The organism is Algoriphagus sediminis (assembly GCF_030403435.1).
GTDB classification, from domain to species: Bacteria; Bacteroidota; Bacteroidia; order Cytophagales; family Cyclobacteriaceae; genus Algoriphagus; species Algoriphagus sediminis.
The window spans coordinates 657,920-672,924 of sequence record NZ_JAUEPH010000002.1 but is presented as its reverse complement, the minus strand read 5'-3'; the positions used below and the strand labels follow the sequence as shown (position 1 = coordinate 672,924).

The window sequence follows — 15,005 nt, the reverse complement described above, 5'->3', positions numbered from 1 at the left end:
ATGCAAAGCGAAAACCCACTTGATTCAATTCGTCTAAATTTTTCTCCGGATGACCTACTTCTCCTGAACCTGGCGCTTGCACTGATTATGTATGGAGTTGCTCTTGACTTGAAGGTTGAGGACTTTAAATACTTAACAAAAAATCCAAAAGGTTTTTTCCTCGGTCTTTTCTCACAGTTTTTGCTTCTCCCCTTTCTTACCTGGGCATTGGTCCTGATTATCAATCCACCACCTTCTGTTGCATTGGGAATGTTTCTTGTTGCTGCTTGCCCCGGCGGCAACGTATCGAATTTCCTTAGCAGCCTAGCCAAGGGTAATGCTGCCCTATCTGTGAGTCTGACAGGCTTTTCAAGTACTATATCTATAATCAGCACACCTCTTAATTTTGCTTTCTGGGCAGGACTTTATTCTCCCACCTCAGAATTATTGAGGGAGATCAGTCTGGATTATGCTGATGTTTTCACCACTGTGGCCCTAATTCTTGGAATTCCATTAATACTTGGAATTTTGACTCGAAAGAAATCTCCTGGTTTTGCGGAGAAAGCATCAAAAATTCTTAAGCCTCTTAGCATATTAATTTTCGCGGCTTTTGTAGTCATCGCATTTTTAGGAAATTTCGACCTTTTCCTAAAATACATCTCCCTTATTTTTCTTTGGGTACTAGCCCATAACTTGGTGGCCTTGGGAGCTGGTTTTACCACGGGTAAATTATTTAAAATGCCTTTGGCAGACGTAAAATCTTTAACCATAGAAACGGGTATTCAGAACTCCGGCTTGGGACTTGTTTTGATCTTCACTTATTTTGAAGGTTTGGGAGGAATGGCTATCATCACTGCCTGGTGGGGAATCTGGCACCTGATATCAGGAATGCTAATTGCCTCGATCTGGAAAAGATACACATGAAAGACTTTTTGAATTTCTGTTTGAGATTGCTTGTTAAAGTTGCTTTGCATCTCTATTTCCATAGGATTTATGTGGAAGGCAAACAGAATATTCCTAAAAACAGACCAGTAATCCTTGTCGCAAATCATCAAAATGCCCTGATCGACCCCCTCCTTCTTGCAACCCATACCCGATTGAATCCTCATTTTCTCACACGGGCTTCGGTCTTTAAAAACCCAATCGCTGCTAAACTTCTTCATTTGATCCGGATGCTCCCGGTTTATAGAGTAAGGGATGGATTTTCATCCATCCAAAAGAATGAGAATACCTTTAACCAGACCTTCGAAGTACTAAGAAAAAACGGAACTGTGATCATTTTCGCAGAGGGAAGTCACAGTCTTCAAAGGTTTATCCGACCACTAAGTAAAGGTTTTACTCGAATGGCCTTTGGCCTGAAGGAGAAGTATCCTGAGCTCGAACCGGTGATTTTACCTGTAGGAATAAATTTTAGCGCCCATAAAAGGTCCGGAAGTGTGGTGAGGATAATTTTTGGTGAGGCCATACCGGTAGATATGCCTCCCGCCAAATCGGGGCTTCTCACCAAAAAAGTTCAGGAATCTGTCAAAGATTTGATGGTGGAAATACCCTCCGAAAACTATGAAAAAAACCTTGCTGAGTTACTCGATAAAGGTGTTGACTTAAGTAGCCCTATTGCAGTAAAGAATTACTTTGAGAATGGGAAAGTCAATATCCCTGTTGGGAATCCTAGTTTACTGCCAAATAAGCTGATGAAAATTTATCACTTCCCATTATTTCTCATCTGGCTTTGGCTCAGGCCAAAAATAAAAGACACGGTCTTTTATTCCACTTTCAAGTTTCTTATTGGATTTTGTCTTGCACTAATCTGGTACCTTATTTTGCTAGGGCTAGCACTGGAAACTTCAATCGGTGCCTGGGCCATTGCGATTCTTTTTTTGGGTTTGGTTAGTCTTTGGACGAACCAAAATCCTCAAGAATAAGGAAGAAGGATTCCTGAAATAAAGGAGGGAATTTATAACTTCGCATGAAAATAAACCCAAAATAAACTTCCAATGAATCAAGATTTTCTGCCTATCAACGGAACCGACTACGTGGAACTGTATGTCGGAAATGCAAAGCAGTCAGCACTTTACTATCAATATGCTTTTGGTTATGAATTAATTGCATATCAAGGACCAGAGACGGGTGTCAAGGATCGGGCTTCTTACGTATTAAAGCAAGATAAAATCAGGCTGGTTCTTACATCACCTCTTGTAGAAGATCATGACATTACCAGACATATCGCAAAGCATGGAGATGGGGTAAAAGTATTAGCCCTTTGGGTGGATGATGCACAAAAATCATGGGAGGAGACAACAAAGCGTGGGGCAGTTTCTTATTCAGAGCCTCAGATTCTCTCAGATGAACATGGTGAGGTTAAAGTTGCATCTATTCGCACTTATGGGGAGACTATCCACACTTTTGTCGAGCGCAAAAACTATTCAGGTGTTTTTCTACCAGGTTTTGTTCCGAGAAAAAGCACATACAAATCTGAGCCTATAGGATTGAGATACATTGATCATTGCGTCGGTAATGTGGAACTAGGTGAAATGAATCAGTGGGTAGACTTTTATGAAAAGGTCATGGGCTTCAGCCTTTTGGTAACTTTTGATGATAAGGACATTTCCACTGAATACACAGCCCTCATGTCAAAAGTGGTATCTAATGGAAATGGCTACATCAAATTTCCTATCAATGAACCTGCAGAAGGACGGAAAAAGTCCCAAATCGAAGAGTATCTGGACTTTTACAACGGAGCTGGAGTTCAGCATATGGCCATTGCTACCAATGATATTATCGAAACGGTAAGCCAGCTGAGAAAAAGAGGAGTTGAGTTTCTGGAGGTACCCAGCACCTATTATGATGATCTCTTGGATCGAGTAGGCAAAATCGATGAAGATCTACAGCCACTGAAGGATTTAAATATTTTGGTAGATCGTGATGATGAAGGATATCTACTTCAAATATTCACCAAACCTGTCCAGGACAGACCGACCTTGTTTTTTGAAATCATACAAAGAAAAGGTGCCAAATCCTTTGGGAAAGGGAACTTTAAGGCTCTTTTTGAGGCAATAGAAAGGGAGCAGGAACTCCGAGGAAATCTCTAAGTTTAACGCCGGCGAAATTCGCCGGCTTTTTTTATCTTCCTGAAACCTTTAGCACATGAAAAATCTATTCCGCTCTCTTTCAGGATTAATCAAATCGGGAATATTCTTCCTTCTTCCCATCGTTTTATTAATCATCCTTTTTGAGAAAGCTGTTGCTATTGCTCGGCCATTGTCTTTAGAACTTGCTTCCCTAGTGAATGCTGATGGTTTCTTTTTGAACTATCCTTTCACAAGCAGTATTGTTTTGCTCCTTCTTATCAGTCTCATTCTTGGGTGGTTGACAAAATACAGGAAGAAAAAGGTGATAGTTAACTGGATAGAAAATAACATTCTAACCTTTATACCTGGATATCAGCTGATGAAAACTACAATGGAAGCTAAAGCTGGAATTGACAGTGGTAAAGATTTCCCAATTGTGCTCGTTCCCATTGATGGGCAGATGTTCGGTTTTCATGTGGATACCCTCGCAAATGGAGATCTGGTGGTTTTTGTACCTGGGTCTCCTTCCGCCTGGGAAGGAAATGTGATAATTTTCAAAGAAAAAGATGTCACAAAAACCAATTACCGCAAGGACACCATAGTCAAAATAATGCGGCAACTCGGAACTAATACTGAAAAACTGTTAAGCAACGAAATCCATTAAGGTGCTTTTTTGAAGTCGAACCAAAGGGTTAAACCTTTTTTAAATTCGTTTTGTGTTGCTTGTTGACTTCCTTCTCCTGAGGGGCTGCTTTCTGCTTCAGGAACATAAGCTTGATAAAAGTCATCCTTATTAATGAGCAAACCTAAATCAGAATTAATAGAATAGGTAATTGGTAAGTCGCTATTGGAAGTACCCCAGATTGGATTCTGTAATTCAAAAAATATTCCTTGAGTTTCCGATCTGATTATTACATCTGTTCTCTCAAATTTTAATCTTAAAGCGTAGAGATCAGCTTCACTTGTTATTCCTCCACCCATTGAAAAATCCGGATTAGAATTCTCATTCAGAAAGCTTTGCCAAATTCCAAACTTTGAAGAATGCAGAACGGATTCAGCCTTTGGACCATTTCCTATCCATTTAATCTCCTTCAGTTTGTTTTCATTTAAATCAAATCCTAATCCTGGTTTATTAATTATTTGATTATCAGAAATATATAAATCGGTTTCTAGTTTTAACCTACCATCTGCGAATACAGTCCAAGCAACCTTAGAATCAGAAGGTGTAAACTCAAAGTACACCGTCAAAGAGCCATTGGAATTCCAATCGTAATACTTTTTTCCTTTCAAAAGATCTAAACCTTCTATAGAGTAAGAGACTTGCGCAAAGGGTATCATCTCACCATCTAACCATATCTCACGGAGGTAATTCGCTCTCATATCAAAGACAAACTTCCTTGTACCTGCGATTAGAATTAAATCGCCATCAATTTCCTGAAGACTTAATGGCTCCCTCGCAATCCTTTTATAAGGTCCTAATACTTTGTCATTCATTTCGAATGGCAAAAGGAATGGGTATGTCCAGTTACTAATTTCTTTACCCTTATCATCCACCAAACTCAACTCAAGAAAATCCCCCCGCTCCCATCTCTCAGGCAAATCCAAAAAAAGAGTTCTTCCAGAAAATTTAGTTCCCTGGAAAAGTGGAATGGAGCTTTGATGTATGGTGGAAGGCTTACCCCAGCGATCCAGTTTCCGGATGGCCCAGTTAAGCTTTCTTTCTTTGATCTCTGAATCCGGCATCCTACTAGCCAATTCGACCTTCCCGGTAAAACTCTCATCAATGACCAAAGGCTTAACAGTCAATCCAATTGAGTCCTGAGTATCCGGATTCATCACCACCAGTACTTCGTTGTAACTGAAAACAGAATGAGAAGAAATGAAAAGGAAAAGGGTGATGAGTAGAATTTGGCGCATATACTTAGAAAGCTTTGCAAAAATAATGCAATCCTTGGATTATTGTTTAACCGTTTACAAAGCAAAACTCTCACTGAATTGCATAGCTATTTTTCACAAATTCGATATCTTGAGTGTTTTAAGAATTTAAAAGATAATGAGCAATATCGACCCAAAAATTACCGAAAGAGCACAAAAATGGCTTGAAGGAAATGTAGATCAGACTACAAAAGAATCAATTAAAAAGCTTAGGGATTCTGACCCCACTGAATTCATTGATTCCTTTTACAAGGATTTAGAATTCGGTACTGGAGGTCTTAGAGGGCTTATGGGGGTAGGAACTAACCGAATGAATGTCTATACGGTTGGGATGGCTACTCAGGGCCTTGCGAATTACCTTCTGAAATGTTTTCCAGGGGAAGAAATACGCGTAGCTATTACCCATGATAGTAGAATCAACAATACGCTCTTTGCGAAAACTACTGCAGATGTTCTTACAGCAAATGGAATTCATGTATACTATTTCAGAGAGATGCGCCCTACTCCTATGTTAAGTTTTGCCGTGAGGCATTTCGGATGCAAAAGTGGCGTAATGATCACTGCGTCACATAACCCAAAGGAATACAATGGCTATAAAGCATATTGGGACGACGGCGCTCAAGTAGTTGCTCCTCATGATAAAAATATCATCGATGAGGTGAATAAAATATCTTCGTTCGACAAGGTGAATTGGAACAAGAACGAAGAGCTCTTCCATTATATTGAAGAAGATTTTGATAAGATTTACCTTGAAAAAGTAAAGGGCTTAAGCCTATCACCAGGAGCGATTAAGTCAAATGAAGACATGCCCATAGTCTTCAGTCCTATTCATGGTGCATCAGGCAAAATGGTTCCTGCGGCTTTGAAGGCTTTTGGGTTCAAGAATATTCATGTGGTGAAGGAACAAGCCGAACCTGATGGTAACTTCCCAACTGTCATTTATCCAAATCCTGAAGAAGCAGAGGCCTTGTCCATGTCCGTCGCACTGGGGAAAGAGGTTAATGCAGAACTGGTATTAGCCTGTGACCCAGACGGAGATCGCTATGCTGCAGTAGTACCTAACGAAAAAGGTGAGTATGAGCTGCTGAATGGAAATCAAACTGGGACTTTGCTCACAAATTACCTTTTAAGCAAATGGAAGGAAGCGGGAAAGCTAGATGGAAACCAGTTTATGGTGAATACCATCGTAACCACCGAGTTGATCAATCGGATTGCAGAAGGGTTCGGAGTAAAATGTTTCAATGTTCTTACTGGATTCAAAAACATAGCAGCCATCATCAGAGAACTCGAAGGGAAAGAAACTTTCGTGGGTGGTGGCGAGGAGTCTTATGGCTATCTGGTCGGTGATTTTGTCAGGGATAAGGATGGAGTGAGTGCCTGTGCAATGGTTGCTGAGGCGATCGCCTATTACAAAACCCAAGGGAAAACAGTCTTTGAAGTTCTCGCAGAGGTTTATGAGAGATTTGGTTTCTACAAGGAGTCTTTGATTTCTGTGACCAAAAAGGGAAAAGACGGTGCAGAACAAATTCAAGCTTTGATGAATGGATTTAGAACGGATCCACCAAGCGAAATGAATGGAATCCCTGTAGAAAAAGTGATCGATGTAAAGGAAGGAACCATCAAAAATGTGTTATCTGGAACGGAGGAAAAGCTTGATATGGATTCATCTAATGTAATCCAGTTTTACCTGAAAGATGGAAGCAAAATTTCTGCACGACCATCAGGAACTGAGCCAAAAATTAAATACTATTTCTCTGTGAACTCCCCTTTAGCTTCAGAGGATGACTACCGAAAAGTAGAACAGGAATTGGTCGAAAAAATGGAAGGTCTAAAAAGCTACTTCAGTTAAAAATGAGCCGGATCTGAATCCGGCTTTTTTTAAACCCTTTCCCAAAGGACATCTGCAAAAAAAGATTCCCCATCCAAAAAGGCCTCCTTCAATTCAAAACCAGAACGGCGAGCTAATTTTTTAATCTCACCCAGATTATACTTTTTACTGATTTCAATAAAAATCGGCTCAAAAGCCTCAAATTCAAAAGCTTGGTTAAGCGCAGTAATATCCACCTTTTGCTTTTTCAATGAGACTAGATGGCTTCTACATTCACCATTCACGGGGTTGTAACTTGGCCAATGCATAAACTCTTCCACATCGAAATTAGCTCCGAGCTCCCGGTTCATTCTTTTCAGTAGGTTTAGATTGAATTCTCGCGTGATTCCTTCTTTGTCATGGTAGGCATCCAGAATGGTCTGTGGATTTTTTTTGAGGTCAAAGCCTAAAAGTACTTCGTCCCCAAACACCGTTCCCAGCCTCAGATGATCCAGTACATCGCGGGCTTCCTTTAATGGAAAATTTCCAATATTCCCTCCAAGGAAAAGAATCAGGGAAGGCTTACCATTCTCCCATTCCCTTTTTAAGAGTGAGCCTCGGTAGGTATCCTCAATGGGTTTCACTGGAAGGTTTGGAAGCTCCTCTGCAAGGCTGCCTTTTAATTCTTCCAAAACTGTTCCCGAAAAATCAATTGGAAAATAAGTGAAATCTGCGCCAATTACATCCAAATACCTGAGTAGTATTTTCGTCTTGAGTCCATCACCAGCCCCTAGTTCGACCAAATTAAATGGCTCATTTTTAGACAAGATTTTCTTTAAAATGGATTTGTGCTGGTTTTCAAGAATTTCAAATTCCTTTCTGGTCAGATAATATTCCGGCATTGCCATGATCTGTTGGAAAAGTTTATCCCCTGTGGCATCATAAAAATATTTGGAAGGTATTGACTTAGGCTTTGACGATAGTCCAATCAAAACATCCTGAGCAAAACTGCCCAAATCAAGATTTTTCTTTGCTGACATTCTCTCTAATTATTTGGCTAAGCGAATCCCCATAAATTGCCATCTCAAATGAGGATGGAAAAAGTTTCTATAAGTAGCTCTGGAATGGTTGGGAGAAGTGGCTATGGAAGCACCTCGTAACACCATCTGGTTTACCATAAATTTCCCATTATATTCTCCTAGGGCTCCCGGGGCGATTTTAAACCCTGGATAAGCCAGATAGGCGGAATTGGTCCACTCCCATCGAGAACCCCATTTAAACCTTTCATTCGAAGCTTCCCATTCAAATTCTGTGGGAAGCCTCAGCCCTTTCCACATCGCATAAGCAGAGGCCTCGTAAAAGCTCACATGGGCAACTGGGGATTTTGGGTCAATCTCCTCCCTACCGTTTAACGTGTAATAGGTCCACTTCCCATCTCGTTTTTCCCAGTATAAAGGAGCATCTATTTTATCCCTTTTCACCCAGGCCCAACCTTCATCGTGCCAATATTTTGGGTTTTGATACCCATCTGACTCCACAAAAGCGAGGTATTCTTCATTGCTCACGAGATTCTTTCCAATAGAAAATGGTTGCAAAAACACTTTATGTGGCCCTAGTTCATTATCAAAGCAAAACCCATCTCCCCTATGGCCAATTTGATACAATCCTTCGCTCATCTCTACCCATCCATTTTCCTTTTCAGTTGGGTATTCATGGACATCCATGACTTGGACATCCAGTGGATTGTGCCAAATACTAAATTTCAAATCTGTGATTAGAAGTTCCTGATGTTGTTGTTCGTGATGTGTACCAAGGATCACCAGTTTTTCCACTTCCTCATTTCCCTGCTCAATCAAACGTAACATTGCCTCATCCACGTATTTCCTGTATTCCAATACTTCATCCACACCAGGTCGCGACATCAAGCCACGCTGATTTCTAGCTGTCCTGTTTCCGTGGGTGTTGTAATATGAATTAAATAGGAAATTGAACTGAGGGTGAGCAACCTTATAATCATCCATATAATTGATGAGGATAAATTGCTCAAAAAACCAAGTAGTGTGCGCCAAATGCCACTTTGGGGGGCTAACTTCTTCGGAGGCCTGCAGCCCAAAGTCTTCTTTTATCAGGTTTTTACATAAATCCAGGGAATATTGTCTGACTGACAAATATCGCTCTCGGGTGTTCATTGTGGTAAAAAGTTAATTCTTGAAGATATACTTTTATTGGATTCTTCTGCCATTTCTGTCGAGTTTATGATTTTGGAAGGTGATTTTTGAATTTTTAATTCCTTCTGAAATGCCGATTCGCATAAATCTTGCTTTCTTCGCAAAAACAAGCTCCAAAAATGAAAATTAAGCAGCACGTTTCTCTTTTTCCATATAACACCTTCGGAATAAATCACATGGCAAGCTTTTTCGTTGAAGTTTCCGATGTAGAAGATCTGAAAAAGGCCTTACTCTGGGCAAAAGAGAATAAGCACGAAATATTAATCATTGGGGGCGGAAGCAATATTCTACTCACTCAAGACTTTAAAGGACTCGTGATCCTTATCAAGCTATTAGGAGTTGAAATATTGAAGGAAGACCAGGATGAAGTTTTTGTGAAGGTGGGTGCAGGTGAGAACTGGCATGCTTTCGTCATGCAAAGCATTGAAAAAGGCTGGTGTGGAATAGAAAACCTTTCACTTATTCCAGGTACTGTTGGTGCCAGTCCTATGCAAAATATCGGAGCTTACGGGGTAGAGATAAAAGAAGTCTTCTATGAATTAGAAGCTTTAAATAGGGAAAGCTTAGAACTGGAGACTTTCAATAAAACTGAATGCCAATTTGGATATCGTGAAAGCATATTCAAGAATAAGGCTAAGGGCAAATATATCATCTCATCCGTGACCTTCAGGCTTTCCAAAAATCCGACTTTAAACACAGAATACGGGATTATCAAAGAAACTCTCAAAGAAATGGGAATTCAGGAAGTCACGGTGCGTGATGTAAGTAAAGCAGTAATTAAAATCAGGGAATCTAAACTTCCGAACCCAGCTGAAATCGGCAATGCTGGATCATTTTTTAAAAATCCTACCATTTCCCAAGAGAGCTTTGAAGCGCTCAAAAAGCAATATTCAAACATCCCCGGTTATGTTCAAAAGAATGGCGTTAAAGTCCCCGCAGCCTGGTTGATTGAGAATAGCGGCTGGAAAGGAAAGAGATTTGGAAACATCGGAGTTCACCAAAAACAACCGCTGGTTTTGGTGAATTATGGGCAGGGAGAAGGAAAGGAAATTGTAGAATTAGCAAAAAAAATTCAGTCCTCAGTCAAGGAAAAATTTGATATTCTTTTAATGCCAGAGGTTAATTTTGTTTAAACCGAGAGCCCTTAATTAGCGTTTTTTAGTAGGTATTCTGTTTTCATTCGAAAAAATTGAAGTGGATATTCTATCCCTTTTAAGACCTTCATGGATCGAAAACATAGGTTAGAATCTTCCATTTTCAACTAAACAGAAATGTATTAACTTTAAGTGAAAGACGAAGTTTAAGAATATGTATCACCCATCCATCAACTTCAAAAAGCTTCCAGTTTTCCTTTATAGCCTTATGATCAGCCTGGTCTTAACGGGTTGTAGTGCTATTGATATTTTCAAGGAAAACTCAGAGATCGCCCCAAGGAAAGATTACGAGTCCTTTGTAATTGTGAATCAGGAAATCGGAATTAGGGGTTTTTCATCTCAGTTTCTTGATCAAAATGTACAGATTCGATTAAAGGAAAATTTAGAAAATGCTGGGATGCTTTATGAAAAAAACAGACCAGATGTTGTAATACGCTACACCTCAAATGAGGACCCAAGGCAAAAAGAAATCCGTCCAAACCCTTACCCCACTCGATTTTGGGGAAATAGGATTTATGACCCTTGGATGTTTAATCCGTATGGGCCTATGATGGATGATTTTCAGGTCAGAATCGACAATTATGAGTTAGTTCAAGTAATTGTTGATTTTATAGATCCTGAAGAAGATAAGTTCTTGATGACATTGACCGGAGTGACAGAAGTAGGAAGTCAAACCACCAAGGAGAAAAAAGTATTAAAAACAGTGGATAAAATAGTAGAGCGGTTTATTCAAGAAGTTAACCAGAACCCAAAATAACTAATTATGGAAACCAGATACACCAGTCTTAAGGAGTTCTACCCTTATTATTTACAGGAACATCAGGACCCAACCTGTAGAACATTGCATTTTGTAGGTACCGGTCTTTTGTTTTTTATACTGGCTGCGGCCATTTTTCTTAACAATTATTGGCTCCTACTCACTATCCCATTGGTTGGCTATGGATTTGCTTGGGTAGGACATTTCTTTTTTGAAAAGAATAAACCTGCCACTTTTAAATACCCCTTTTACAGCTTGGCCTCCGATTTTATTCTCTTTTTCGATCTTTTAAAGGGAAAAGAGAAGTTTAAACCCCAAAAATAGATGTTTTTGCCTTGGTTGAAGAGAAAAAGTTTGAAAGACAGAAATTAGTTCATACTTTTACAACATAATTAATGCATTTCAAAATCCTTTTTTTGCATTTCAATGTTGAAGGTTGTACTTATAGATGATGATCCGATTAGCACGTTTGTGACGGAAAAGTTAATAGAAAAGAACGTGAAGGAGCCGGTGCAATTTTTCAAATTCACCAATGCAAGAAAGGCTTTGGGAGAACTTTATAAGTTAAGGCCTAACTACCTGTTTCTCGATCTCAATATGCCGGAAATGAATGGCTGGGATTTTTTGGATTCATTGAATGGTGAGAGTGAAGGTACTTCCATTTATATTTTGAGTAGTTCTGTGGATGAAAGAGATATCAATCGGGCATCAAGCTACTCCATGGTGAAAGACTATCTTTCCAAGCCCCTGATCAAAAAGGCTATTTCAAGAATTTTTTCTTAAGCTTTCAAAATTTTAGTAGGAATTTTCAAACCTGATTTTGTCTATTTAGTTTAGTAGGCAAACAGTGAGATTATGGCAAAAGCAACAATTGAAATTATTTCAGCGCTTGAGAGGACGGCAAACAAATTAGAATCAGGGGCATCCTATCAGTGGGGACACATGGGAGCCTGTAATTGTGGGAATCTCGCACAGGAGTTGACCAAACTAAGTAAAGGTGAAATTCATCGATATGCGATGCAAAGGCATGGTGATTGGACAGAACAAATATTGGAGTTTTGTCCTACGAGCGGATACCCTATGGATCTAATGATCCAAAAAATGCTTGATATCGGATTGACCACCGAAGATCTTAAGCATTTAGAAACTCTGACTGATCGAAGGATACTATCTAAAATCCCTCTTCCTAAAAGAAATGAGTTGAATAAAAATAAAAAGGAGGATGTGGTTTATTACCTCAGGACTTGGGCCAATATGCTCCGCGAACAATGGGTAGAAAATAATCCAGAAATTGATTTGGATGAAGCACTAGTCCAGAAAAAGGTGGAGACAATTCAAACTTAGGTTGTTAATTTAAAAGCTTGATTTTATCTTCGTGCAACTTTAGAAAACAAAAAATATGGTACTACTTGATGTCTTCAGTTCACCCATCGCTGGTGGAGCACAATTATTCCTTCTTATTGTATGTATCCTTGCAGGTCTAGGAGCAGGTTTATCAGCAGTGGACGCAAGGTCAACCCTGTTTGGAAAAAAGAAATCAGAAGATTAAGTCTGAATTAAAAAAAATATTCAAGGAGGTAATTACCTCCTTTTTTTATGCCCAATTTTTCGCAAAAAGCTCAACGGTATGTTCTAAACTCCTCTTGGCCTCAAGTTTAACGTCTGGATTTATCAAATCAAGATCTGGTAGTTGAAGAAAATGTGAGAAGCCCGCTTCTTTTCCTGCATCTCCTGAACTGATCAATAGACAATCTTTTCCGTAGTTATCACAAAGTTTTTTTAATTCGAATGGACCTTTGCCTTTGGCAGATTGCATGTCAAATCTTCCCTCTCCTGTAATAACTAAGTCCGCGTCCTGAATTAATTCATGAATTTGTACTGAGTCAAAGAAAAATGGCGCTCCCAGTTTCATATTCACATCAAAGAAAAATGAGAGTCCATAGGCTATTCCACCTGCCGCACCAAATCCTCCAATATCTTTAATGGACTTTTTGCTCTTTTTTTCCAGCAATTGGATCACTTTCTCACAGACCATTTCATAGGATTCAAACTCATCCTCCTCCAACCCTTTCTGCCTTCCAAAAACTGGAATTGCTCCCTCCTTTCCAAAGAATGGATTGCTCACATCACAGAGACATTCAAATTCGATATCTGAGATGGGGTGTTTAACTTGAATATGTTCGATTCGAGATAAGAAATTCGGACTGAAAGCAGGTATTTCCCTTCCATTTTTATCCAAGAAAATAATACCCAGTTTCTGAAGGATTCCAAGACCTAAATCGATTGTTGCTGAGCCACCAAGGCCAAGAACGATGCTTTTACAGCCGTTTTTGATTGCTTCATGGATTAAAACTCCGGTTCCAAAAGTCGATGTATTTTTAGGATTTTGAAGACTAAATTCTAAACCTCCCAGTCCAGAGGCTGCCGATACATCAATAAATGCTTTTCGTTCATCAGCCTTCCAACCATAATCAGCCTGAATTGGCCTTCCAACGGGATCAAGCGTCCAGTGAGTTATTTTTTCTAATTGCAGATAATCTGTGATTAATTCACAAGTACCGTCCCCTCCATCCGCAATTGGACATATATGGAAACTAGACTCAGAAGAACATTTTTCAAAGGTTTTAGCGATAATCTCACCCGCCTCCCAGGCTGTTAAAGTGCCCTTAAATGCATTTGGTGCGATCAATATTCGCCTTTTCATGCCTTTTGATCCTTCATTCGACGGAAATAGTCCTTCGCAGCTGTCCTCACTTTTGGGGCTAAAAAGAAAGTGGAAATCATCGTGGGAATAGCCATAACAGCATACATCCCATCGACAAGGCTGATTACAACCTGCAGCGAAGCCACAGCTCCTGCCACGATGGTAATTAAATAGAAGTAATTGTAATAGTCAGCTTTGTCGGCACCAAATAGATAATTGAAGCACTTATGCCCATAGTAACTATAAGTAAACATGGTGGACAATGCGAACACAAGAACAGCAAGCATCAAAAGGTATCGGCCAAAACCAGGTAATGCCTGATCAAAAGCGGCCAAGGTAAGTCGTACTCCATCTGATTCTGTGGTTTGCCAAACTCCGGTCACCATAATTACAAGGGCAGTAAGGGTACACACAACGATGGTGTCGATAAATGGACCTAGCATAGCGATCAATCCCTCACGAATTGGTTCATTGTTTCTGGATGCCCCATGGACCATAGGTGCCGTTCCGATCCCAGCTTCATTAGAAAAGGCTGCTCTCCGAGCTCCCGTGATAATTACGGCACCGACTACCCCGCCAGCGGCCGCTTTGCCTGAAAAGGCATCCGTGATTATCATCAAAAGCATCTCCGGAATCTCTCCCAGATAGTTGAATAGAATAAGCAATACGGTCAGAAAATAAAGAACGACCATAAATGGAACCAATTTGGACGCTACAGATGCAATTCGCTTTATCCCTCCAAGTATAACGATGGCCACTAAAACCATCATAGAAACTCCAATAATCCATCTTGTTTTGTCTCCTTCATCCAGCCCATTCGGCTCTAAAAGCACGGTGCGGATAACCGCTGTGAGTTGATTCGCCTGGAAAATGGCCAGTAGTCCCAAAACCCCTGCAATACAGAAGATGTAGGACAAAAACTTCCATTTTTTTCCCATTCCCTCTTCTATCACATACATAGGACCGCCTTGGATTTCACCATTACTGTCTTTGCCTTTATACATGATAGCAAGAGAGCAGGTGTAAAACTTGGTTGCCATTCCTACGAATGCCGAGACCCACATCCAAAAAATAGCTCCAGGACCACCCATTGTAATTGCAATCGCAACTCCGCTAATATTCCCCAAGCCTACCGTAGCGGCTATGGCTGAGGAAAGTGCTTGGAAGGATGTGATCTGGCCGGGAATATTCGAATCATCATATTTTCCCCTCAGTAAACTTATCGCATGGCCTATCCTTCTAAATGGGACAAAACCCGAGTGCACGAGAAGGATAATTCCTCCTCCCATTAAAAGAATAAGCATGGGGGTACCCCAAATCCAATCTGCAAAAGAAACAATAAAGTCTCCCATAAGAATTACTGAGAATTAAAA

The 15,005-nt window shown here is 40.0% G+C and carries 16 protein-coding genes; 11 read left to right on the top strand and 5 right to left on the bottom strand.

Features of this window, described 5'->3' with window-relative positions; translation table 11 throughout:
• The 4 genes from QVH07_RS06160 (at position 1) to QVH07_RS06145 (ending at position 3,711) form a co-directional block, all read left to right on the top strand.
• On the top strand, positions 1-903 hold the full coding sequence (locus QVH07_RS06160; RefSeq protein ID WP_289999281.1) for a bile acid:sodium symporter family protein: 903 nt from the start codon (positions 1-3) through the stop codon (positions 901-903).
• Positions 900-1,901: a 1-acyl-sn-glycerol-3-phosphate acyltransferase gene (locus QVH07_RS06155; protein WP_289999280.1), complete on the top strand. Its 1,002-nt coding sequence runs from the start codon at positions 900-902 to the stop codon at positions 1,899-1,901. The genes QVH07_RS06160 and QVH07_RS06155 overlap by 4 nt, the downstream gene beginning before the upstream one ends.
• A gap of 72 nt (positions 1,902-1,973) precedes the next feature.
• Entirely contained in the window at positions 1,974-3,068 is a 1,095-nt protein-coding gene (hppD, locus tag QVH07_RS06150) for a 4-hydroxyphenylpyruvate dioxygenase (RefSeq protein WP_289999279.1), read from the top strand.
• A gap of 55 nt (positions 3,069-3,123) precedes the next feature.
• Positions 3,124-3,711 (top strand): DUF502 domain-containing protein, encoded by a 588-nt coding sequence (locus QVH07_RS06145; RefSeq protein ID WP_289999278.1) that lies wholly within the window; start codon positions 3,124-3,126, stop codon positions 3,709-3,711.
• On the opposite strand, the gene QVH07_RS06140 is transcribed toward QVH07_RS06145, so the two are convergent.
• On the bottom strand, positions 3,708-4,964 hold the full coding sequence (locus tag QVH07_RS06140) for a hypothetical protein (protein ID WP_289999277.1): 1,257 nt from the start codon (positions 4,962-4,964) through the stop codon (positions 3,708-3,710). The genes QVH07_RS06145 and QVH07_RS06140 overlap by 4 nt on opposite strands.
• A 136-nt stretch (positions 4,965-5,100) precedes the next feature.
• On the opposite strand from QVH07_RS06140, the gene QVH07_RS06135 reads away from it, so the two are divergent.
• Positions 5,101-6,831, top strand: coding sequence for a phospho-sugar mutase (locus QVH07_RS06135; RefSeq protein WP_289999276.1), 1,731 nt, complete (start codon positions 5,101-5,103; stop codon positions 6,829-6,831).
• Between the two features lie 29 nt (positions 6,832-6,860).
• Here the strand turns inward: QVH07_RS06135 and QVH07_RS06130 are convergent, their stop codons facing one another.
• Both QVH07_RS06130 and egtB read right to left on the bottom strand, forming a co-directional pair.
• Positions 6,861-7,829 carry an L-histidine N(alpha)-methyltransferase gene (locus QVH07_RS06130; protein ID WP_289999275.1) on the bottom strand — a complete coding sequence of 323 codons (969 nt, stop codon included), beginning with the start codon at positions 7,827-7,829 and terminating at the stop codon, positions 6,861-6,863.
• Positions 7,830-7,838: 9 nt separating this feature from the next.
• Entirely contained in the window at positions 7,839-8,978 is a 1,140-nt protein-coding gene (gene egtB, locus QVH07_RS06125) for an ergothioneine biosynthesis protein EgtB (RefSeq protein ID WP_289999274.1), read from the bottom strand.
• 128 nt (positions 8,979-9,106) lie between these two features.
• On the opposite strand from egtB, the gene murB reads away from it, so the two are divergent.
• The 6 genes from murB to QVH07_RS06095 all read left to right on the top strand — a co-directional run bounded on the left by murB (position 9,107) and on the right by QVH07_RS06095 (position 12,477).
• Complete coding sequence (gene murB, locus QVH07_RS06120; protein WP_289999273.1) at positions 9,107-10,150, top strand: UDP-N-acetylmuramate dehydrogenase; 1,044 nt, start codon at positions 9,107-9,109, stop codon at positions 10,148-10,150.
• Between the two features lie 175 nt (positions 10,151-10,325).
• Entirely contained in the window at positions 10,326-10,928 is a 603-nt protein-coding gene (locus tag QVH07_RS06115; RefSeq protein WP_289999272.1) for a DUF4136 domain-containing protein, read from the top strand.
• A 6-nt stretch (positions 10,929-10,934) separates the two neighbouring features.
• A complete protein-coding gene (locus tag QVH07_RS06110) occupies positions 10,935-11,252 on the top strand; it encodes an Mpo1-like protein (protein ID WP_289999271.1) in 318 nt (105 codons plus the stop codon).
• 102 nt (positions 11,253-11,354) lie between these two features.
• On the top strand, positions 11,355-11,711 hold the full coding sequence (locus QVH07_RS06105) for a response regulator (RefSeq protein ID WP_289999270.1): 357 nt from the start codon (positions 11,355-11,357) through the stop codon (positions 11,709-11,711).
• 72 nt (positions 11,712-11,783) lie between these two features.
• Entirely contained in the window at positions 11,784-12,272 is a 489-nt protein-coding gene (locus QVH07_RS06100) for a hypothetical protein (protein ID WP_289999269.1), read from the top strand.
• A gap of 55 nt (positions 12,273-12,327) precedes the next feature.
• A complete protein-coding gene (locus QVH07_RS06095) occupies positions 12,328-12,477 on the top strand; it encodes a hypothetical protein (RefSeq protein ID WP_289999268.1) in 150 nt (49 codons plus the stop codon).
• A 45-nt stretch (positions 12,478-12,522) separates the two neighbouring features.
• Here QVH07_RS06095 and QVH07_RS06090 read toward each other — a convergent pair whose 3' ends face one another.
• Positions 12,523-13,632: a glycerate kinase family protein gene (locus tag QVH07_RS06090; protein WP_289999267.1), complete on the bottom strand. Its 1,110-nt coding sequence runs from the start codon at positions 13,630-13,632 to the stop codon at positions 12,523-12,525.
• Positions 13,629-14,984 (bottom strand): alanine/glycine:cation symporter family protein, encoded by a 1,356-nt coding sequence (locus QVH07_RS06085; RefSeq protein ID WP_289999266.1) that lies wholly within the window; start codon positions 14,982-14,984, stop codon positions 13,629-13,631. Before QVH07_RS06085 ends, QVH07_RS06090 begins: the two co-directional genes overlap by 4 nt.
• Positions 14,985-15,005: the final 21 nt, after the last annotated feature.

Coding starts and splice junctions, on each gene's coding strand:
- QVH07_RS06160 (WP_289999281.1), top strand. CDS start 1: ATGCAAAGCGAAAACCCACTTGATTCAATTCGTCTAAATTTTTCTCCG.
- QVH07_RS06155 (WP_289999280.1), top strand. CDS start 900: ATGAAAGACTTTTTGAATTTCTGTTTGAGATTGCTTGTTAAAGTTGCT.
- hppD (WP_289999279.1), top strand. CDS start 1,974: ATGAATCAAGATTTTCTGCCTATCAACGGAACCGACTACGTGGAACTG.
- QVH07_RS06145 (WP_289999278.1), top strand. CDS start 3,124: ATGAAAAATCTATTCCGCTCTCTTTCAGGATTAATCAAATCGGGAATA.
- QVH07_RS06140 (WP_289999277.1), bottom strand. CDS start 4,964: ATGCGCCAAATTCTACTCATCACCCTTTTCCTTTTCATTTCTTCTCAT.
- QVH07_RS06135 (WP_289999276.1), top strand. CDS start 5,101: ATGAGCAATATCGACCCAAAAATTACCGAAAGAGCACAAAAATGGCTT.
- QVH07_RS06130 (WP_289999275.1), bottom strand. CDS start 7,829: ATGTCAGCAAAGAAAAATCTTGATTTGGGCAGTTTTGCTCAGGATGTT.
- egtB (WP_289999274.1), bottom strand. CDS start 8,978: ATGAACACCCGAGAGCGATATTTGTCAGTCAGACAATATTCCCTGGAT.
- QVH07_RS06115 (WP_289999272.1), top strand. CDS start 10,326: ATGTATCACCCATCCATCAACTTCAAAAAGCTTCCAGTTTTCCTTTAT.
- QVH07_RS06110 (WP_289999271.1), top strand. CDS start 10,935: ATGGAAACCAGATACACCAGTCTTAAGGAGTTCTACCCTTATTATTTA.
- QVH07_RS06105 (WP_289999270.1), top strand. CDS start 11,355: ATGTTGAAGGTTGTACTTATAGATGATGATCCGATTAGCACGTTTGTG.
- QVH07_RS06100 (WP_289999269.1), top strand. CDS start 11,784: ATGGCAAAAGCAACAATTGAAATTATTTCAGCGCTTGAGAGGACGGCA.
- QVH07_RS06095 (WP_289999268.1), top strand. CDS start 12,328: ATGGTACTACTTGATGTCTTCAGTTCACCCATCGCTGGTGGAGCACAA.
- QVH07_RS06090 (WP_289999267.1), bottom strand. CDS start 13,632: ATGAAAAGGCGAATATTGATCGCACCAAATGCATTTAAGGGCACTTTA.
- QVH07_RS06085 (WP_289999266.1), bottom strand. CDS start 14,984: ATGGGAGACTTTATTGTTTCTTTTGCAGATTGGATTTGGGGTACCCCC.